General features: G+C 68.4%; 15 protein-coding genes. 10 read left to right on the top strand and 5 right to left on the bottom strand.

Features of this window, described 5'->3' with window-relative positions:
- The first annotated feature begins 4 nt into the window (after positions 1–4).
- The 10 genes from ACGHX3_RS17435 to ACGHX3_RS17390 all read left to right on the top strand — a co-directional run bounded on the left by ACGHX3_RS17435 (position 5) and on the right by ACGHX3_RS17390 (position 15,458).
- Positions 5–2,368 carry a glycosyl hydrolase family 95 catalytic domain-containing protein gene (locus ACGHX3_RS17435; protein ID WP_394695719.1) on the top strand — a complete coding sequence of 788 codons (2,364 nt, stop codon included), beginning with the start codon at positions 5–7 and terminating at the stop codon, positions 2,366–2,368.
- Positions 2,369–2,381: 13 nt separating this feature from the next.
- Positions 2,382–3,875, top strand: coding sequence for a xylulokinase (xylB, locus tag ACGHX3_RS17430; RefSeq protein WP_394695718.1), 1,494 nt, complete (start codon positions 2,382–2,384; stop codon positions 3,873–3,875).
- 33 nt (positions 3,876–3,908) lie between these two features.
- Positions 3,909–5,243 (top strand): xylose isomerase, encoded by a 1,335-nt coding sequence (gene xylA, locus ACGHX3_RS17425; protein ID WP_394695717.1) that lies wholly within the window; start codon positions 3,909–3,911, stop codon positions 5,241–5,243.
- A 47-nt stretch (positions 5,244–5,290) separates the two neighbouring features.
- A complete protein-coding gene (locus ACGHX3_RS17420) occupies positions 5,291–6,700 on the top strand; it encodes a sugar porter family MFS transporter (protein ID WP_213605451.1) in 1,410 nt (469 codons plus the stop codon).
- Entirely contained in the window at positions 6,697–9,258 is a 2,562-nt protein-coding gene (locus ACGHX3_RS17415; protein ID WP_394695716.1) for a glycoside hydrolase family 3 protein, read from the top strand. The genes ACGHX3_RS17420 and ACGHX3_RS17415 overlap by 4 nt, the downstream gene beginning before the upstream one ends.
- Before the next feature lie 73 nt (positions 9,259–9,331).
- Positions 9,332–10,894: a sodium/sugar symporter gene (locus ACGHX3_RS17410; protein ID WP_213605338.1), complete on the top strand. Its 1,563-nt coding sequence runs from the start codon at positions 9,332–9,334 to the stop codon at positions 10,892–10,894.
- 174 nt (positions 10,895–11,068) lie between these two features.
- The gene (locus ACGHX3_RS17405) at positions 11,069–13,360 is read left to right on the top strand and encodes a TonB-dependent receptor (RefSeq protein WP_394695715.1); all 2,292 of its coding nucleotides are present in this window, start codon (positions 11,069–11,071) and stop codon (positions 13,358–13,360) included.
- 25 nt (positions 13,361–13,385) lie between these two features.
- Positions 13,386–13,667 (top strand): hypothetical protein, encoded by a 282-nt coding sequence (locus ACGHX3_RS17400; RefSeq protein WP_213605336.1) that lies wholly within the window; start codon positions 13,386–13,388, stop codon positions 13,665–13,667.
- On the top strand, positions 13,657–13,932 hold the full coding sequence (locus tag ACGHX3_RS17395; protein ID WP_213605335.1) for a hypothetical protein: 276 nt from the start codon (positions 13,657–13,659) through the stop codon (positions 13,930–13,932). The genes ACGHX3_RS17400 and ACGHX3_RS17395 overlap by 11 nt, the downstream gene beginning before the upstream one ends.
- Entirely contained in the window at positions 13,929–15,458 is a 1,530-nt protein-coding gene (locus tag ACGHX3_RS17390) for a PepSY domain-containing protein (protein WP_213605334.1), read from the top strand. The genes ACGHX3_RS17395 and ACGHX3_RS17390 overlap by 4 nt, the downstream gene beginning before the upstream one ends.
- A gap of 35 nt (positions 15,459–15,493) precedes the next feature.
- Here the strand turns inward: ACGHX3_RS17390 and ACGHX3_RS17385 are convergent, their stop codons facing one another.
- Genes ACGHX3_RS17385 through nirK form a run of 5 tightly spaced genes read right to left on the bottom strand, consistent with a single transcriptional unit; the run spans position 15,494 to position 18,702 of the window.
- Positions 15,494–15,733 carry a hypothetical protein gene (locus ACGHX3_RS17385; RefSeq protein ID WP_213605333.1) on the bottom strand — a complete coding sequence of 80 codons (240 nt, stop codon included), beginning with the start codon at positions 15,731–15,733 and terminating at the stop codon, positions 15,494–15,496.
- Positions 15,734–15,785: 52 nt separating this feature from the next.
- Positions 15,786–16,241, bottom strand: a complete 456-nt coding sequence (gene azu, locus ACGHX3_RS17380; RefSeq protein ID WP_213605332.1) for an azurin — start codon at positions 16,239–16,241, stop codon at positions 15,786–15,788.
- 55 nt (positions 16,242–16,296) lie between these two features.
- Positions 16,297–16,863, bottom strand: coding sequence for an SCO family protein (locus ACGHX3_RS17375; protein ID WP_213605331.1), 567 nt, complete (start codon positions 16,861–16,863; stop codon positions 16,297–16,299).
- Positions 16,860–17,642 (bottom strand): formylglycine-generating enzyme family protein, encoded by a 783-nt coding sequence (locus ACGHX3_RS17370; protein WP_394695714.1) that lies wholly within the window; start codon positions 17,640–17,642, stop codon positions 16,860–16,862. The genes ACGHX3_RS17375 and ACGHX3_RS17370 overlap by 4 nt, the downstream gene beginning before the upstream one ends.
- Positions 17,643–17,649: 7 nt before the next feature.
- A complete protein-coding gene (gene nirK, locus ACGHX3_RS17365) occupies positions 17,650–18,702 on the bottom strand; it encodes a copper-containing nitrite reductase (protein ID WP_162339245.1) in 1,053 nt (350 codons plus the stop codon).
- Between the last annotated feature and the right edge of the window lie 185 nt (positions 18,703–18,887).

The raw sequence follows: 18,887 nt of genomic DNA, 5'->3' as shown, positions 1-18,887 counted from the left end.
CCCCGTGACGCTGAAGCGACGCGAACTGCTGAAGGCGACGGCGGCCGGCCTGGCCGTCGCTGCCGCGCCACTCACGCGCGCGGCGCGATCCGCCGACGCTGGCCGCCGCGCGCCGTCCACCGCCGACCTGCGGCTGTGGTACCGCGACCCCGCACGCGTCTGGGTGGAAGCCCTGCCGGTAGGCAACGGCCGCCTGGGCGCGATGGTGTTCGGCGGCGTCGCACTGGAGCGGCTGCAGCTCAACGAGGACACGCTGTACGCCGGGGGGCCGTACTTCGCGATCAATCCCCGGGCGAAGGAGAATCTGCCGCGCGTGCGCGAGGCGGTGTTCGCCGGTCGCTACGCCGAGGCCGAGGCGCTGGCCAATGCCACGCTGATGGCGGAGCCGCTGAAGCAGATGCCGTTCCAGCCGCTGGGCAACCTGTGGCTGCAGTTCGACCGGCTGGACGGGGTGTCCGACTACATGCGCGAGCTGGATCTCGATGCCGCCGTCGCGCGCACGTCGTTCCGTGTCGGTGCCGGCCTGCACCGGCGCGAGGTGTTCGTGTCGCCAGTCGACCAGTGCCTGGTCATGCGCTGCACGGTCGAGGGCGGCGATGCCCTGATCGGCCGCATCCGCACCGCCAACGAACACGCGACCACGACCCGCGTCGATGGCGACGGCTGGCTCGTCAGCGGCCGCAACGTAGACAAGCATGGCATCGCGGGTCGGCTCCGGTTCGCGTTCCGCGTGCAGGTCCGCCACCAGGGCGGCCGGGTGCGCGTCGAGCAGGACCAGATCATGTTCGATGGCGTGCGCGAACTGGAACTGCGACTGGTCGCGGCAACCAGCTACGTGCGCTACGACGACGTCAGCGGCGATCCCGATGCCATCACGGCGCGCCATCTGGCCCTTGCCCAGGCGAAGTCGTTCGCTGCGCTGCAGGCCGATCATCTCGCCGAACACCGCCGCCTGTTCCACCGCGTCCGCCTGGACCTCGGCCGCACGGCGGCCGCCGACCTGCCGACCGACGAACGCATCGCGGCATTCGCGCATGGCGACGATCCCGCACTGGTGTCGCTGTACCACGCCTACGGGCGCTACCTGCTGATCTGCAGCTCACGGCCGGGCAGCCAGCCGGCCAACCTGCAGGGCATCTGGAACGACCTGATGGATCCCCCGTGGGAGAGCAAGTACACCATCAACGTCAATACCGAGATGAACTACTGGCCGGCCGAAGCCAATGCGCTGGCGGAATGCGTCGAACCGCTGGAACGCATGATCGGCGAGCTGGCGGAAACCGGCGCGCGCATGGCGCGCGAGATGTACGGCGCGCCCGGCTGGGTGGCGCACCACAACACCGACCTGTGGCGCCAGACCGGTCCGATCGACGGCGCGCAATGGGGCCTGTGGCCGATGGGTGGCGCCTGGCTGCTGCAGCAGCTGTGGGACCGCTGGGACTATGGCCGCGATCCGGCCGACCTGCGCCGACTGTGGCCATGGTTGCGCGGCGCGGCGGCATTCTTCGCCGCGACGCTGCAGCGCGATCCCGGCACCGGCGCGATGGTCACGGTGCCGTCGATCTCGCCGGAGAACGTGCACCCTTTCGGCGCCACGGTCTGCGCCGGCCCGACGATGGATGCGCAGATCCTCCGCGATCTGTTCGGCCAGTGCATCGAGGCTGCGCGGTTGCTCGGCGAGGATGCAGATTTCGCCGCGCAACTCGCCGTGCTGCGCGAGCAACTGCCACCCAACCGCATCGGTAAGGCGGGCCAGCTGCAGGAATGGCAGCAGGACTGGGACATGCAGGCACCCGAAATCCACCACCGCCACATCTCGCACCTGTACGGCCTGCATCCCAGCGCGCAGATCAACCTGCGCGACACGCCCGATCTCGCACGCGCCGCGAAGCGCACCCTCGAGATCCGCGGCGACGATGCGACCGGCTGGGGCATCGCATGGCGGCTGAACTTCTGGGCGCGCCTGTGGGACGGCGAGCACAGCCTGAAGATCGTGCGCATGCTGCTGTCGCCGCAGCGCAGCTACCCGAACCTGTTCGACGCGCACCCGCCGTTCCAGATCGACGGCAATTTCGGCGGCGCCGCCGGCATCGTCGAGATGCTGGTGCAGAGCTGGGGTGGATCGGTCTTCCTGCTGCCTGCGTTGCCCGGCGCGTGGCGCGATGGCGAACTGGAAGGCATCCGCGTACGCAATGCGGCCCGCCTGGATCTGTCGTGGAAGGGCGGACGCCTCGCGCAGGCGACGCTGCACTCGGACAAGGGCGGTCGTTACCAGCTGGTGCACGCGGGCCGCACGCTCGATCTCGACCTCGCCGCGGGCGCGTCCGCCACGGTACGACTGCGCGATGGCGCGCTGGTGCACGCATGAAGAAGGAAACGGCATGAACCTGGTCGCTGGTATCGACGCAGGCACGCAGAGCCTGAAGGTGGTGGTCTACGACCCGGCCACGCGCGGGCTCGTGGCGACGGCCAGCATGCCGCTCGAGTTGATCAGTGGCGACGATGGCAGCCGCGAGCAGCAACCGGCCGACTGGGTGGCGGCGATGCGGGACTGCTTCACCCGCATCGATCCCGCACTGCGTGCACGCATCACCGCACTCGCCGTGTCGGGCCAGCAGCACGGCTTCGTGCCGGTGGATGCGCAGGGCCAGGTGCTGGCCCCGGCCAAGCTGTGGTGCGATACCAGCACCACGGCCGAGTGCACGCAGATCATGGACCGCCTGGGCGGTGCCGAGCGCACCATCGAACTGGCCGGCAACCCGATCCTGGCCGGCTACACCGCCTCCAAGCTGCCGTGGACGAAGACGCACCGCCCCGAGGCCTACGCCCGGCTGGCGACCATCCTGCTGCCGCACGATTACCTGAACTTCGTGCTGACCGGCCAACGCTTCTGCGAGTGGGGCGATGCCTCCGGCACCGGCTGGCTCGATGTGCGCACGCGCACCTGGTCGAAGGACCTGCTGCGTGCGACCGATGCGGACCGCGACCTGGCCGACTGCCTGCCGCCGATCGCCGCGCCGGACGCGTTGTTCGATATCGATCCGGCCATGGCGGCGCAGCTCGGCCTGCCGGCCACGGTAAAAGTCGCCGTCGGCGGCGGCGACAACATGATGGCGGCCATCGGCACCGGCTGCGTCGAAGAGGGACGCCTGGCGATGAGCCTGGGCACCTCGGGCACGCTGTTCGCCTATTCCGATACGCCGGTGGTCGATCCGGCCGGCGCCTGGGCCGCGTTCTGCTCCTCCACCGGTGGCTGGCTGCCGTTGATCTGCACGATGAACTGCACGGTGGCCACCGAGCAGGTGGCCAAGGCCTTCGGCTTCAGTACGCGCCAGGGCGATGCGCACCTGCACGCCACCCCGCCCGGCGCCGACGGGCTGGTGATGCTGCCCTTCCTCAACGGCGAACGCACGCCCGACCTGCCGCTGGGCAAGGGCGTGCTGGCCGGGCTGGATCCGACGAACTTCTCGCCGGCGCATCTCTACCGCGCCGCGATGGAAGGGGCGACCTACAGCCTGAAGTACGGCTTCGATGCCTTCGTCCGTGCCGGCATGCGCTTCGAGCGGATCGTGTTGACCGGTGGCGGCAGCAACAGCGCGGCCTGGCGCCAGCTGGTGGCCGACGTGTTCGGCCTGCCAGTCGATGTGCCGGCGCAGTCCGAAGGCGCGGCCTTCGGCGCGGCCTTGCAGGCGCTGTGGGCCATCGGACGCGCTGGCGGCGATGGCGCGTCCATCGCCGATATCGCCCGCACGCATGTGGCCGTTGATCCGGCCCTGTCCGCCACCCCCGATCCCACCCGCGCCGCTGCCTATGCGGCGGCCTATGCCCGCTTCCTTCGCTACCTCGATGCCGTCACCCCGCTGCAACGCGGCTGACGTCCCTCACGCACACCCACAGGATTACGCACCATGAGCACCCAACCCTTCATCGGCGCCCAGGAATACTTCCCCGGCATCGGCCGCATCCCGTTCGAAGGGCGCGGCTCGGACAACCCGCTGGCCTTCAAGGTCTACGACGCGAACAAGACCATTGGCGGCAAGACCATGCAGGAGCATCTGCGCTTTGCGGTCTGCTACTGGCACACCTTCTGCAATGCCGGCCACGATCCGTTCGGTCCGGGTACGCGCCACTTCCCGTGGGAAGCGGGCAGCCCGATGGCCACGGCCGAGGCCAAGGTCGATGCGGCCTTCGAGTTCTTCACCAAGCTGGGCGTGCCGTACTGGTGCTTCCACGACATCGACCTGGCGCCTGATGCGGATGACATCGGCCAATACCAGAAGAACCTCACGCACATGGTCGGTCTGGCCAAGGCGCGCCAGGACGCCACCGGCATCAAGCTGCTGTGGGGCACGGCCAACCTGTTCTCGCATCCGCGCTACATGAACGGTGCCTCGACCAATCCCGACTTCGCCGTCGTGGCCCGTGCCGCGGTGCAGGTGAAGGCGGCGCTGGAGGCCACCGTCGAACTGGGCGGCGAGCATTACGTGTTCTGGGGCGGCCGCGAAGGCTATGCCTCGCTGGTCAACACCGACATGAAGCGCGAAGTGGCGCATTTCGCCCGCTTCCTGACCATGGCGCGCGACTACGGCCGCAGCATCGGACTGACCGGCAACTTCCTGATCGAGCCCAAGCCGATGGAGCCGATGAAGCACCAGTACGACTTCGACAGCGCCACCGTGGCCGGCTTCCTGAAGGAGCACGGGCTGGAGAAGGACTTCAAGCTCAACATCGAGGCCAACCACGCCACGTTGTCGGGCCATACCTTCGAGCACGACCTGCAGGTGGCCTCCGACCATGGGCTGCTGGGCAGCATCGACGCCAACCGCGGCAATGCGCAGAACGGCTGGGACACCGACCAGTTCCCGACCGACCTGTACGACACGGTCGGCGCGATGCTGGTCGTGCTGCGCCAGGGCGGGCTGGAAGGCGGCCTGAACTTCGATGCCAAGGTGCGCCGCGAGTCCACCGACCTGGAGGACCTGTTCATCGCCCACATCGGCGGCATGGACGCGTTCGCGCGCGGTCTGGAAGTGGCGCATGCGCTGCTGACCGAATCGCCGTGGGAACAGTGGCGCAAGGAGCGCTATGCCAGCTTCGACAGCGGCAAGGGCAAGGACTTCGAGAACGGCGCACTGGGACTCGCCGATCTGGCGGCGCTGGCGGCCGGGCAGGGCGAGCCGACGCAGGTCAGCGGCAAGCAGGAGCGCTACGAGAACCTGCTCAACCAGTACCTGCTGCGCTGAGCGCTGCACATGGCATCGACACCATCGCATCGAGGAAGGGGACGGCAATGAACCAGGCAATGACGGGGGGCGAGAACACCCGGCTGATCGTGCTGATCAGCGTGGTGGCGACAATCGGCGGATTCCTGTTCGGCTTCGACAGCGGCGTCATCAACGGCACCGTCGACGGCCTGCAGCAGGCGTTCGGGTCCACCAAGGCGGGGCTCGGCTTCGAAGTCGCCTCGATGCTGCTCGGTTGCGCGGTGGGTGCGTTCAGCGCCGGCCGGCTCGCCGACAGCCTCGGTCGCCGCAACGTGCTGATCATCTCGGCGGTGCTGTTCCTGCTGTCCGCGATCGGGGCGGGTGCGGCGACGTCGTCGGTGGTGTTCGTCATTGCGCGCGTGATCGGCGGTTTCGCCGTCGGTGCGGCCAGCGTGATCTCGCCGGCCTACATCGCCGAGGTCGCGCCTGCCCGCTACCGCGGCCGCCTGGCCACGGTGCAGCAGATCGCCATCATCAGCGGCCTCACTGCGGCGTTCCTGTCCAACTACCTGCTGGCCGCCAAGGCCGGCGCGTCCACCGAGGCGCTGTGGGGCGGGCATGCAGCATGGCGCTGGATGTTCTGGATGCAGGCGGTGCCGTCGCTGGTCTTCCTCGTGTTGCTGCTGGTCATTCCCGAAAGTCCGCGCTACCTGGTGGTGAAGCGCCGCAAGGACGAAGCCCTGCGCGTGCTGACGCGGTTGTTCGGCGGGGCCGAAGCGCAGAACAAGCTGGCCGAGATCGACGCGTCGCTGTCGCAGGACCACCACCGTCCGCAGCTGTCCGACCTGAAGAACAAGGTGACCGGCAAGATCCGTCCCATCGTCTGGGTCGGCATCGGCCTGGCGACGTTCCAGCAGCTGGTCGGCATCAACGTGGTGTTCTACTACGGCGCGGTGCTGTGGCAGGCGGTCGGCTTCTCCGAGAACGACGCGCTGGCGATCAACGTGCTGTCCGGCGCGCTCAGCATCGGCGCCTGCATCGTCACCGTGCTGCTGATCGACCGCATCGGCCGCAAGCCGCTGCTGTGGATCGGCTCGGCCGGCATGGCGGTCTCGCTGGCGCTGGTGGTGGTGGCGTTCGCCAGCGGTTCGCTGGTCGACGGCCACCTGCAGCTGCCCGACGGCATGGGCACGCTGGCACTGGTGGCGGCCAACGTCTACGTGGTGTTCTTCAACATCTCGTGGGGTCCGGTGATGTGGGTCATGCTGGGTGAGATGTTCCCCAACCAGATCCGCGGCTCGGCGCTGGCGGTGGCCGGCGCGGCGCAATGGACGTCCAATTTCGCCATCACGGTGAGCTTCCCGATCCTGCTGGCGGCCATCGGGCTGGCGGCGACCTACAGCATCTATCTGGTTTCGGCGATCATCTCGGTCTTCTTCGTGTTGAAGTACGTGCACGAGACCAAAGGCAAGGAACTGGAGCAGATGGAAGGATGAAGACGATGACGAACCGGAGTTCCCTGCGCGCGCGCAGCGGTGTGCTGATCGCAGCGCTCGTGATCGCGCTCGGCGCCTGCAAGGGCGAGGACAAGGCAGCGGCCCCGGCGGCTGCGGACGCCAACCCATGGCCGCAGGTCGCCTGGCCGCTGGCCGAGGATGCCGCGCTCGAGCAGCGCATCACCGATCTGATGGCCACCATGACGGTGGAGGAGAAGGTCGGCCAGTTGGTGCAGGGCGACATCGCCAGCATCACGCCGGATGACATCCGCAAGTACCGCCTCGGCTCGATCCTGGCCGGCGGCAACTCCGACCCCGGCGGCCGCTACGACGCCTCGCCGGCCGAATGGCTGGCGCTGGCCGATGCGTTCTACGAGGCCTCGATGGACACCTCGCAGGGCGGCAAGGCCATCCCGATCATCTTCGGCATCGATGCCGTGCACGGGCAGAGCAACATCGTCGGCGCCACGCTGTTCCCGCACAACATCGGCCTGGGCGCGGCGCGCAATCCCGAGCTGCTGCGCCGGATTGGCGAGATCACCGCGCTGGAGACGCGCGCCACCGGCATGGAGTGGACCTTCGCCCCCACCGTGGCGGTGCCGCAGGACGACCGCTGGGGCCGCACCTACGAGGGCTATTCCGAGTCGCCCGAGGTGGTGGCCAGCTACTCGGCCGCCGTGGTCGAAGGCCTGCAGGGCAAGGTCGGCTCGCCGGACTTCCTCGATGGCCGCCACGTGATCGCCTCGGTCAAGCATTTCCTCGGCGACGGCGGCACCACGAACGGCAAGGACCAGGGCGACACCAAGATCAGCGAGGCCGACTTGGTGCGCATCCACGCCGCCGGCTATCCGCCGGCGATCGCGGCCGGCGCGCAGACGGCGATGGCCTCGTTCAACAGCGTCAACGGCGAGAAGATGCACGGCCACAGGCCATACCTCACCGACGCGCTGAAGGGCCGCATGGCCTTCGGCGGCTTCGTGGTCGGCGACTGGAACGGCCACGGCCAAGTGAAGGGCTGCACGAACACCGACTGCCCGGCCACGATCAATGCCGGCCTAGACATGGCGATGGCCTCGGACAGCTGGAAGGGCTTCTACGAGACCACGCTGGCGGCGGTGAAGGCCGGCACGATCAGCCAGGCACGGCTGGACGATGCCGTGCGCCGCATCCTGCGGGTGAAGTTCCGCCTGGGGCTGTTCGAGGCCGGCAAGCCGTCCTCGCGTGCGGTGGGCGGGCAGTTCGCCCTGCTCGGTGCGCCGGAGCATCGCGCCATCGCGCGCCAGGCCGTGCGCGAATCGCTGGTGCTGCTGAAGAACCAGGGCGGCGTGCTGCCGATCTCGCCCAAGCAACGCATCCTGGTGGCCGGTGATGGCGCGAACGATGTCGGCAAGCAGGCCGGCGGCTGGACGCTCAACTGGCAGGGCACCGGCACCACGCGCAAGGACTTCCCCAACGCCGACACGATCTACGAGGGCATCGCGCAGCAGGCCAAGGCGGCCGGCGGCGAAGCCATCCTGTCCATCGATGGCACGTACACGCAGAAGCCGGACGTGGCGGTGGTCGTGTTCGGCGAGAACCCGTATGCCGAGTTCCAGGGCGACCTGCAGACGCTGGCATACAAGCCGGGCGACGAGGCCGACCTGGAGCTGCTCAAGCGCCTGAAGGCCGAGCGCATCCCGGTGGTGGCGGTGTTCCTGAGCGGCCGCCCGCTGTGGATGAACCGCGAGATCAATGCGTCCGACGCGTTCGTGGCGGCCTGGCTGCCTGGCTCGGAAGGTGCGGGCATCGCCGACGTGCTGCTGCGCAAGCCCGATGGCAGCGTGCAGCACGACTTCAAGGGCAAGCTCAGCTTCAGCTGGCCGCGCACGGCGGTGCAGTACGCCAACAACGTGGGGCAGGCGGGCTACGACCCGCTGTTCGCCTTCGGCTTCGGCCTGACCTATGCCGACAAGGGCGACCTGGCGGCGCTGCCGGAGGAGTCCGGCGTGACCGGCGACGAGGGCGCGAGCGGCGTGTTCTTCGCACGCGGCGATGCCGGGTCGGGCATGGCGCTGCGGCTGGAAACCGCCGATGGCCAGGGCGTGACGGTCACCAAGGTGCCGGACGCGCTGGACGGCGATCTGCTGAAGGTTACCGGCGTGGACCACCAGGCGCAGGAAGACGGACGTCGTCTGGCGTGGTCGGGCAAGGGCGAGGCGGTCGCGGCGCTGCAGTCGCATACGGCGCTGGACCTGCAGCGCGAGAGCAATGGCGACGTGATGCTGCTGACCACGCTGCGTGTCGATGCCGCTCCCACCGCCGAGGCCTGGCTGTCGGTCGGCTGCGGCACCGGTTGCACCGCACGTGTGGCGCTGGCGCCGACGCTGGCCAAGCTGCCGGTGGGCCAGTGGACGCGCGTGGGCGTGCCGCTGAAGTGCCTGGCCAAGGCCGGCGCCGATGTCGCCAAGCTGGACCGCCCGTGGTCCGTCGGCACGGCGGGCGCGATGACGGTCTCGGTCTCGCGCGTGGCGCTGGGTGCGCTGGACCAGGCGGAACAGACGGTCGACTGCGCACGCTGAGCACGATGGATGATCCGGGCGCGCAGGCGCCCGGGTCGTCCGCGATGGCGAACGAACGGGGAAGGGGGGCGGAATGACACTGTCGGGACTGGATATCGGCATCGTGGTGGCCTACCTGGCCGCCATCTTCGTGCTGGCGCAATGGGTGTCGCGCGAGAAGGCGGGGCATACCAAGGACGCGAAGGACTATTTCCTCGCCAGCAAGTCGCTGCCGTGGTGGGCCATCGGTGCATCGCTGATCGCCGCCAACATTTCCGCCGAACAGATCATCGGCATGTCGGGCTCGGGTTACGCCATCGGCCTGGCCATCGCCTCGTACGAATGGATGGCGGCGGCCACCCTGCTGATCGTCGGCAAGTGGTTCCTGCCGGTGTTCCTGCGAAACGGCATCTACACGATGCCGCAGTTCCTCGAGCAGCGGTACGGCACCCGCATCCGCACGCTGATGGCCGTGTTCTGGCTGGGCCTGTACGTGTTCGTCAACGTCACCTCCATCCTGTGGCTGGGGGCCATCGCGGTGTCGCAGGTCACCGGCATGGACCAGATGCTGGCGGTGGTGCTGATCGGCGTGTTCGCGCTGCTGTACCAGCTCTATGGCGGGTTGAAGGCGGTCGCGTTGACCGACATCGTGCAGGTCTCGCTGCTGGTGCTGGGCGGACTGCTGGTGGCGGGCCTGACGCTCAACGAACTCGGCGAGGGCGCCGGTGTGGTTGCCGGCTTCCACCGGTTGTGGGACGCACAGCCGGGCCACTTCGAGATGATCCTCGACAAGGACAATCCGTTCTACAAGGACCTGCCGGGCCTCAGCGTGCTGATCGGCGGCATGTGGATCATGAACATCAGCTACTGGGGCTTCAACCAGTACATCATCCAGCGCGCACTCGCCGCGAAGGATATCGGCGAAGCGCAGAAGGGCGTGCTGTTCGCCGCGTTCCTCAAGCTGCTGATGCCGGTGATCGTGGTGCTGCCGGGCATCGCCGCGGTGATGCTGGCGCCGGGCCTCGACAAGCCCGACCAGGCGTACCCGACGATGATGCGGCTGCTGCCGACCGGCATCCTCGGCCTGGTGTTCGCCGCGCTGGTCGCGGCGATCGTCGCGTCGCTGGCCTCGAAGATCAATTCGGTGGCGACCATCTTCACCCTCGACTTCTACGCCAAGGGCAAACGCAAGCACGGCGAAGTGCAGCTCGTGCGCGTCGGCCGCATCGCCGCCGTCGTCACCGTGCTGCTCGGCATCCTCGCCGCGAAGCCGCTGCTCGGCAGCTTCGACCAGGCGTTCCAGTACATCCAGGAATACACCGGCTTCTTCACCCCGGGCATCGTGGTGATCTTCGTGCTGGGGCTGTTCTGGAAGCGCGCCAACGAGGCCGGCGCACTGGCCGCCGCGATCGGTTCGTTCGCGCTGTCCATCGCATTGAAGCTGGCGTGGCCGGCACTACCCTTCATCGACCGCGTCGGCCTGGTGTTCCTGCTGGCCCTGGTGCTGGCGGTCGTCGTGTCGCTGGCCACGCCGCATGCGCCGGAGAAGGACGTGATCCGCACCGACGACGTGGACTACCGCACCGGCACGTCGTTCAACATCGGCGGCATCGCCGTGCTGGGCATCCTGGCGGCGCTCTACACGCTGTTCTGGTAGCGGCTGCATCGCGCAGGCGCGCGACCGGATGACGCAGGGATGCGTCCTTCGTCCTCGCCATGCGATCGTCGATTGCCAACGCCTTCGGTCCGCACTTATCATTTCCACGTCGGACGTCAGCCTGCCGCCGCGTCCCTGGTGACCTGCCCAAGGTCTCGCTCTGGGGAATCTCCCGTGTTGCACCCCCTGTCCCACGTTGCCGGCCAGCGCGTGTCCGTGCTGGCTGCGTGCCTGTTTGTCGCCGTCCAGGCCCACGCCCAAACCCAACCTGTTGCCACCCCCGGTCCCGAACCGACCACGCTCGACGAGATCGTCGTGCGCGGCGAGAAGACCGAACGCTCGCTGCAGGACACCACTGCCAGCGTCGCGGTGTCGACCTCGGTGAGGATGGAGCAGGAAACCCTGCTCAGCCTGTTCGACATCCTCAACCGCACCGCCAATGTGTCGCAGATGTACGGCGACCGCGGCTTCACCATCCGCGGCATCGCCAACGAGGCCGGCGCGCCCAACCCGCTGGCGACGATCTACGTCGACGGCGCGCCGCTGCCGAGCCAGGTGAGCGATGCCGGCCCGACCGACCTGTGGGACATCGCGCAGGTGGAAGTGCTGCGCGGCCCGCAATCGACCATCCAGGGCGAGAACGCCTTGGCCGGCGCCATCGTGCTGCGCACCGAAGACCCGACGATGGACTGGTCCGGGCGCGCCCGGGTGCTGCTGTCCGACCCGTCCGACCGCCGCATCGGCTTCGCCGGCGGCGGTCCGCTGGTCGCCGACGAGCTGGCGTTCCGGGTGGCGGTGGAAGACCGCTCGTTCGACGGTTTCGTCTACAACCCGACGCGCGGCGTGGGCGAAGACGAGCGCGAGTCGACGATGGCGCGCGCCAAGCTGCTGTGGACGCCGAAGGGCATCGACGGGCTGACCGCGCGCCTGACCTACACGCGCGACGACCGCCAGGGGCCGTACATGTACGCCTACTCGCGCAACGACGTGCCCAACCACTACGACGACCGCATCAACCTGTCGGACTACCCGGGCGCTACCGACACGCTGGCGCAGATCGCCACGCTGGAAGTCGACTACCTGCTGTCCGACCGCTGGTCGCTGTCGGCGGTGACGGCCTGGTCGGATACCGACATGCAGCGCCAGTTCGACACGGACCTGACCGAGCGCGCCGAGGCCTATGGCGACACGGACGAACAGTACGGCACGTTCTCGCAGGAGTTCCGCGCGCACTACCGCGGCGAGCGCCTGCGCGGCCTGGTCGGCCTGTACGCCTCGCAGCGCGAGACGGACAACATCAGCATCAACCGCACCAACGTGGACACGCCGGCCTCCACCATCGCTGCCGTGCTGCAGGGCGCCGGGCTGGATGCATTTACCGCGAACTACGTGGCCGGCCTGTACGCACAGGCGGTGCCGGTGATTCCCGTCGACTACGCCAGCGACGGCCAGTCCCGTTCGCGCAACGTCGCGCTGTTCACCGATTTCGAAGTCGACCTGACGGCACGCCTGGCCCTGCTGGGCGGCTTCCGCTACGACCGCGAGGAGTACCGCTTCGGTGCCGTCGCGACGGCGGACTTCGCCGGCACGCTGCCCGATCCCGCCGCGTTCGGCCCGCAACTGGCACCGGCCATCGCCGGCATCAACCAGGCCGTGCTCGGCATGGTGCAGCAGGCCAACAGCCATACGCCCGAGTCCACCCGCGACTTCGACGCGTTCCTGCCCAAGCTGGGCGTGCGTTATGCATGGACGGACGATGTGTCCACGGCGTTCGTCGTGCAGCGTGGTTACCGCTCCGGCGGTTCGGCGTTCAACATCGCGCGCGGGCAGAACTACGCGTACGACCCGGAGTTCACCTGGAACGCCGAGCTGTCGCTGCGCTCGCAGTGGCTGGACGACCGGCTGACGCTCAACGCCAACCTGTACTACATCGACTGGGAAGACAAGCAGGTCACCGCGCTGTTCGGCATCAACGACTACGACTACCACACGGTCAACGCCGGCAAGGCGCACCTGTACGGATTCGAGGTCGAGGCCAGCCACCGCGTCGGCGCCGGCTTCGACTGGTACGCGTCGCTGGGCTATTCGCGCACGCGCTACGACGAGTTCAAGACCATCCTCGATGCGCAGATCAACGACTACACCGGCTCCGAGTTCGCCTATGCGCCGCGCTGGACGTTCGCGGTCGGCGCCAACCTGCGCTTCGGCGACCACTGGCTGGCCAACATCAACTCCAACTACCGCAGCGACGTGACGCCGGACATCGGCAGCGATGCGCGCCGGCTGTCGTCGCGCACGCTGGTCAACGGCCGTTTCGGCTACGAGAACCCGGACTGGAGCGCCTACGTGTTCGCCAGCAACCTGTTCGACTGCGGCTATACGCAGTACGCGTGGTCGGACGACAGCCCGAACATCATCGCCGGTGCGCCGCGCGTGATCGGCATCGGGTTCGACTACCGCTGGTAAGCCCCGGCACCCGCACGGAGTTTCGATGAAGAGCGTCCTCTACCTGCTGCCTGCGCTGGCTGCCTCGCTGGCGTTCTACCTGGCCTGCGCACATCAGCGCTTCGCGCCGGGCGCGATCGCGCGCAAGCGGCCGCTGCGCGTCGGCGCCTGGTTGCTCACGCTGGCGGCGGTCGTGCTGGCGGTGGTGCAGCTGGGGCTATGGGCCGGCGTGTTCGCCGCGCTCACTGCCGTGATGACCGCGCTGGTGGCGCTCCCGTACGCCGATGCGTGGTGGCATGCGCGGCAGGAGCAACGCCATGTGGGGTAAGTCGCTGGCTGCGGCCCTGCTGGGCCTGCCGTTGACGGTGGGCATCGTCGGCCTGGTGGCGCTGCACTGGCCGGGCGAGCTGACGCGGGTGACGTTGCCCTGGCTGCTGATGTCGTTCCCGATCTGGGTGGCGGTGATGTCGGGCGCGTTCCTGTTCAAGTCCGGCCTGCGCGCCTGGTTGTGGATGGGCGGCGCGACGCTGCTGTGCTTCGGCCTGATCCACCTGTCGAAGATGATGGGCTGGGCCACGGAGCTGCCCGCATGAAGGCCGCCACGCTGCGTACCTATCTGTCGGTGCACACCTGGGTCGGGCTGGTGGCGGGCATGGGCCTGTTCATCGCGTTCTATGCCGGTTCCATCATCGTGTTCGTGCACGAGTTGCAGGGCTGGGAACGTCCCGCCGAAACGGCGCCCGCACGGGATGTCGGGTTCGCGCAGGCGCAGGCGCTGGTGGACCGCGTGCTGGCGAAGCACCCCGAGGCGGACCATGCTTTCTACCTCACGCTGCCCGGCGAACACGGTCCGCGCCCGCAGCTGTACTGGTACGACGAGAAGACCGCCGAGCAGCACAAGTTCACCCTCGAAGGCGAGGGCCTGCAGCAGGCGCCGGCGCGCGCCGGTTTCGTCGAGTTCATCTACGACCTGCACTTCACCGCGGGACTGCCACGCACGTTCGGCATGTACCTGTTCGGCGTGTTCTGCATTCTCTACGGCCTGGCGCTGGTCAGTGGCGTGGTGATCTACGCGCCCGGCTTCCTGAAGGACCTGTTCGCGCTGCGGCTGGGGCGGAACATCAAGCGCATGTGGCAGGACGCGCACAACGTCATCGGCATGCTGTCGTTGCCGTTCCACGTGATCTTCGCGTGGAGCGGTGCGGTGCTGACCATCGGCTTCATCATGCTGGCGCCGTTCCAGTTCCTGGTCTACGAGAACAAGCTGCTCGGCATCCTGGAGAGCGACTTCGACGTGGCGCCGCACGTGGAGCCGGCCGGCGTCGCGCAGCCGATGCTGCCGGTGGCCGAGCTGGTGCGGCGCGCGGAGCTCGCGTTGCCGGGCATCGCCATCGAAAGCCTCAACTATCACGAGGCCGGCGACGCCACGGCGCAGGTCACGCTGTACGGCGAATTGCCCCAGCGCCAGTTGAACTCGATGGGCGGTGTGGCGCTGAACGCGGCGAGTGGGAACGTGATCAAGGCGCTGCCGCCGAAGGACTATCCGCCGGGCATGGCGTTCCTGCGCGGCCTGCAGCACCTGCACTACGGCAACTTCGGCGACATGGTGGTGAAGTGGCTGTACTTCGTGCTGGGCATGGCCGGTGCGTTCCTGTTCTACAGCGGCAACCTGCTGTGGATCGAAGCGCGCCGCAAGCGGCGCGAGGTGGCGCAGCCGCGCCGCACGCGGGTGATGGCGGGGCTGACGCTCGGCGTCTGCCTGGGCTGCGTGGCCGGCGTGTCGGCGGTGTTCGTGGCGGCGGCGTTGCAGCCCTCGTGGGCAGCCCCGTCCGTGTACTACGTGGTGTTCTTCGCCTGCCTGGCATGGGCGCTGCTGCGGCGTCCGGCGCATGCGGCCTATGAACTGCTGTGGGCCTGCGTGGCGCTCACCGCCGCCATTCCCGTGGCTGGCGCGGTGGCCTCGGGCGAGCACCTGGTCGCCGCGTTCGCTAACGGCCACTGGCACCGCTTCTTCATCGATGCGACCGCATGGCTGATGGCGGTGGCGTTCTGGCGTATGGCGGCCGCGGTGCGCCGGCGCGCCCACGGCGGCGATCCCCACAGCGTGTGGGCGGTGTGATGCACGGTTCCCGCCGGTAGTCCCGGCGGCGCCGGCTAACCGCCGCATCCTCCGCAGCACACCGACGGCAGGCGCTGGATGGCCTCCGGTGCCACCGGATGGCCGGCGTCGGCCAGCGCAAGCATCAGATCCACCGCCAGCGCGCTGGTGGAGCAGCGCAGGCATCCCGACGTCGCATCGAGATCCACGACCACGGCGGGATCCAGGTCGATCAGGTGCCGCTCGATGTCGGCGAGGTCGGCTGTCACATCGTCCAGGCGGATGACGTATTCCATGACCGGGCTCCGGAAAGCGCTGCGCCGCCCGGAGGCGGCGCAGCGTGGGGGCTTACTTGGTGACGACCAGCTTGCCCTTCATCAGGGTGGAGTGGCCGGGGAAGCTGCAGAAGAAGCTGTAGTCGCCGCCGGCGGTGAGCTTCTTGCCGGGGAAGGTGATCTTGGTCTTCTGGCCGCCGCCGATCAGCGAGGTATGCGCGACCACGCGTGCGTCCCCGGCCTGCACGTAGGCACCGGCCGCACCGGCCTTCATGCCGTCGCGGGCGACGGCGGCCAGGTCGGCGGTCTTCGAGACGACGACGTTGTGGCCCATTGCGGTGACCGGCAGCTTGCCGCTGTGGGTCAGTTCGATGGTGATGGTCGGGCAGCTGGCGGAGACGGTGGCCTCCTTCAGGTCGAACTTCATGGCGTCGTCGCCCTTGAGGCTGACGGTGCAGTTGCCGGCCGCCTGCGCCATGCCGGCGGCGCTGAGCAGGGCGATGGTGGCGAAGGTGCGGGAGAGCTTCATGGTGGAACTCCTTGGGGAAATCGTCGGATGAGGGAGGGGTGTGGGTGCCATGTCATCACGGCCCGGCGAGCAGCGCCTTGATCTGGATCAGGAAGGCCGGATCGGCGGCGGCGCCATTCACCTCGCTGCGGGCGCGGACGCGACCCTCGGCATCCAGCAGCACCAGCACGCTGGTGTGGTTGATGCTGCCGTCCTCGCGGAAGCGGTAACGCACGTCCAGCACGCTGGCGATGGCGCGCACGTCGTTGTCGGCGGGGGTCAGGAACTGCCAGCCGTCCGGCACGCGATGGCGCTGCGCCACCTCGCGCATCGCGGCGGGGGTGTCGCGGGCCGGGTCCAGGCTGACCATGACCATGCCCAGGCGCCGGCGTTCGTCCGGCGTCAGCTGCTTCTGCACGCTCTTGGCGTTCTCCAGGATCAGCGGGCACATCAGGTGGCAGTGCGTGTAGAACATCGACACCACGCGCGCCTGGCCGCGCAGCGACGACCAGGCGACGGGGTGGCCGTCGGCATCCTGCGTGGCCGCCGGCAGGTGGTAGACCGAATCGCCCGGCAGCGACTGCGCGTGCAGCGGTGCCGCCGTGGCCAGCAGGGCGGAGAGGAACAGGGAAGGCATCTTCATGGTGTGCTCCTTGCACAGCGGAAACCGAGGTTGCCGAGCGTGGCCGCGGGTTGCAGCGCCGACAGCAGGACGAAGCGCTTGACCACGCCGTAGTCGCCGGGATCGTTGAAGCTCATCGCGGTGGCGCCGCAGTAGCGCAACGCTTCGCCGTCCTGCTGGCCACGACGGTCGCCGTCGCCGAGCAGCGAGGCGACGTCCTCGCTCCATTCCCAGTGCGCGCCATGCAGGCCGCGGATGCCGTAGGCGTTCGCCGGCGCATCGGGCGCGGCATCGAGCGCATGCGGCGTGCCGTCGTTGACCTGGCGCATCCGCCACGCCGCATCGCGGCGCGCATCGCGTCGTGTCGCGTCCGCCGCGGCGGCGTACTCCCATTCGACGAAGCGTGGCAGGCGTGCCTGCTGGGCGCGGCAATAGGCGTCGGCGGCGTACCAGTTCACGTGCACGACCGGGGCGTCGAGGTCGACGTTGTCGCCGGGCGTGTCGGCACTGGCCCACTGGCCCAGGTAGCCCGGGCTGGCGAACACCGCGGGAATGCGGTCGCGGCGCCACTGCGGCTGTTGTTCGAGGAACGCGGAAAAATCACGGTTGCTGACGGGGTTCTCCATCAGCGAGAACGAGGCCACCCGCACCACGCGGGTGGCCTCTTCGAAACGCACGGAAGAACGGAAGTCGCCGCCCTCGACCAGCCGGTATGCGTTGCCGGCATCGCCGGCGACCGCGAAGGCGGGTGCCAGCGCGAGCGCAAGGAGCAGGGCGGTCGGGGGCAGCGTCCGTGTCATCCGTTCCTCACTTCCCGGCCGCCGGCTTGGCTTCCGGATACTCGATGTCGTGCTGCTGGCCCGTGTAGATGTCCGGGTTCTTCGCGCCCTCCACCTTGAGGATGCCCAGCGAGCCCTTGTGGAACGTGCGGAAGATGCTGTGGTCGACCAGCACGAAGTTGCCGGGCACGTCCGCCTTGAACTCGACCATGGCCGAGCCGCCGGCCGGGATCAGCGTGGTCTGCACGTTCTCCTGGTACTTGCTGCCGCCCTCGGTATAGACCTTGTCGAAGATCTCGCCGATCACGTGGAAGCTGGACACCAGGTTCGGGCCGCCGTTGCCGACGAACATGCGGATCGTCTCGCCCGCCTTGGCCGTCAGTGCGTTGTCGCCCTGCAGCGCATCGACCGAGCCGTTGAACACCACGTAGGTCGGATGCTCGTCGATGGCCTTTTCCAGGCTGAAGGGCTGCAGGCCCGGCTCGCCGTACGCGCCTTCGGTGTAGAAGTCGCCCTGCACCACGTAGAACTCCTTGTCGACCGGCGGCAGGCCTTCTTCCGGTTCCACCAGGATCAGGCCGTACATGCCGTTGGCGATGTGCATGCCGACCGGCGCCATCGCGCAGTGGTAGATGTACAGGCCGGGATTCAGCGCCTTGAACGAGAACTGCGTTTCCTTGCCCGGCAGGGTGAACGTGGCCTCGGCACCGCCGCCCTGGCCGGTGACGGCATGCAGGTCGATGTTGTGCGACATGTGCGAGTCATGGCGGTTCTTCAGCTTGAACTCCACCGTGTCGCCCTTGCGCACGCGGATGAAGCTGCCCGGCACGGTGCCGCCGAACGTCCAGAAGTTGTAGGTCACGCCGTCGGCCATGCGCATGTCCTTCTCGATCATCTCCAGATCGACGACGACGTGGGCGGGCGTCTTGCGCGTGATCGGCGGCGGCACCATCGGCGGCGCCGTCAGCACGGCGTGGATCGTCTCGCCGGCGGGGGTGATCTTGCCGCCCTCGGCGAAGGCGGGGCCCGCGAACAGCGCGGCGAGGGCGCAGGCGAGCAGGGACGGGTAGAGGCGTTTCATGGCGTTTCCTTCGATGGCTCTCGGTGGGTGTGTGGCCATGGTGGAAACGCGACGGAAGCACGACGTTGATCTCGATCAATCCGACGGGGTCGGACGCAGGGATTCGTGCGCGGGCTTGACCAAAGTCAAGCGTCGCCATGCCTGCGACAACGCGTCGCATCTGCACTCCAGGGTGCGTCACGAGA

It is taken from the genome of Pseudoxanthomonas japonensis, assembly GCF_043632995.1.
GTDB classification, from domain to species: domain Bacteria; phylum Pseudomonadota; class Gammaproteobacteria; order Xanthomonadales; family Xanthomonadaceae; genus Pseudoxanthomonas_A; species Pseudoxanthomonas_A japonensis.
This window is presented reverse-complemented; position numbering and strand designations above follow the sequence as displayed.

Bases quoted from the DNA above. Each gene is read 5' to 3' on its own strand.
- xylB (WP_394695718.1), top strand. From the start codon at position 2,382: ATGAACCTGGTCGCTGGTATCGACGCAGGCACGCAGAGCCTGAAGGTG.
- xylA (WP_394695717.1), top strand. From the start codon at position 3,909: ATGAGCACCCAACCCTTCATCGGCGCCCAGGAATACTTCCCCGGCATC.
- ACGHX3_RS17420 (WP_213605451.1), top strand. From the start codon at position 5,291: ATGAACCAGGCAATGACGGGGGGCGAGAACACCCGGCTGATCGTGCTG.
- ACGHX3_RS17415 (WP_394695716.1), top strand. From the start codon at position 6,697: ATGAAGACGATGACGAACCGGAGTTCCCTGCGCGCGCGCAGCGGTGTG.
- ACGHX3_RS17410 (WP_213605338.1), top strand. From the start codon at position 9,332: ATGACACTGTCGGGACTGGATATCGGCATCGTGGTGGCCTACCTGGCC.
- ACGHX3_RS17400 (WP_213605336.1), top strand. From the start codon at position 13,386: ATGAAGAGCGTCCTCTACCTGCTGCCTGCGCTGGCTGCCTCGCTGGCG.
- ACGHX3_RS17395 (WP_213605335.1), top strand. From the start codon at position 13,657: ATGTGGGGTAAGTCGCTGGCTGCGGCCCTGCTGGGCCTGCCGTTGACG.
- ACGHX3_RS17390 (WP_213605334.1), top strand. From the start codon at position 13,929: ATGAAGGCCGCCACGCTGCGTACCTATCTGTCGGTGCACACCTGGGTC.
- ACGHX3_RS17385 (WP_213605333.1), bottom strand. From the start codon at position 15,733: ATGGAATACGTCATCCGCCTGGACGATGTGACAGCCGACCTCGCCGAC.
- azu (WP_213605332.1), bottom strand. From the start codon at position 16,241: ATGAAGCTCTCCCGCACCTTCGCCACCATCGCCCTGCTCAGCGCCGCC.
- ACGHX3_RS17375 (WP_213605331.1), bottom strand. From the start codon at position 16,863: ATGAAGATGCCTTCCCTGTTCCTCTCCGCCCTGCTGGCCACGGCGGCA.
- ACGHX3_RS17370 (WP_394695714.1), bottom strand. From the start codon at position 17,642: ATGACACGGACGCTGCCCCCGACCGCCCTGCTCCTTGCGCTCGCGCTG.
- nirK (WP_162339245.1), bottom strand. From the start codon at position 18,702: ATGAAACGCCTCTACCCGTCCCTGCTCGCCTGCGCCCTCGCCGCGCTG.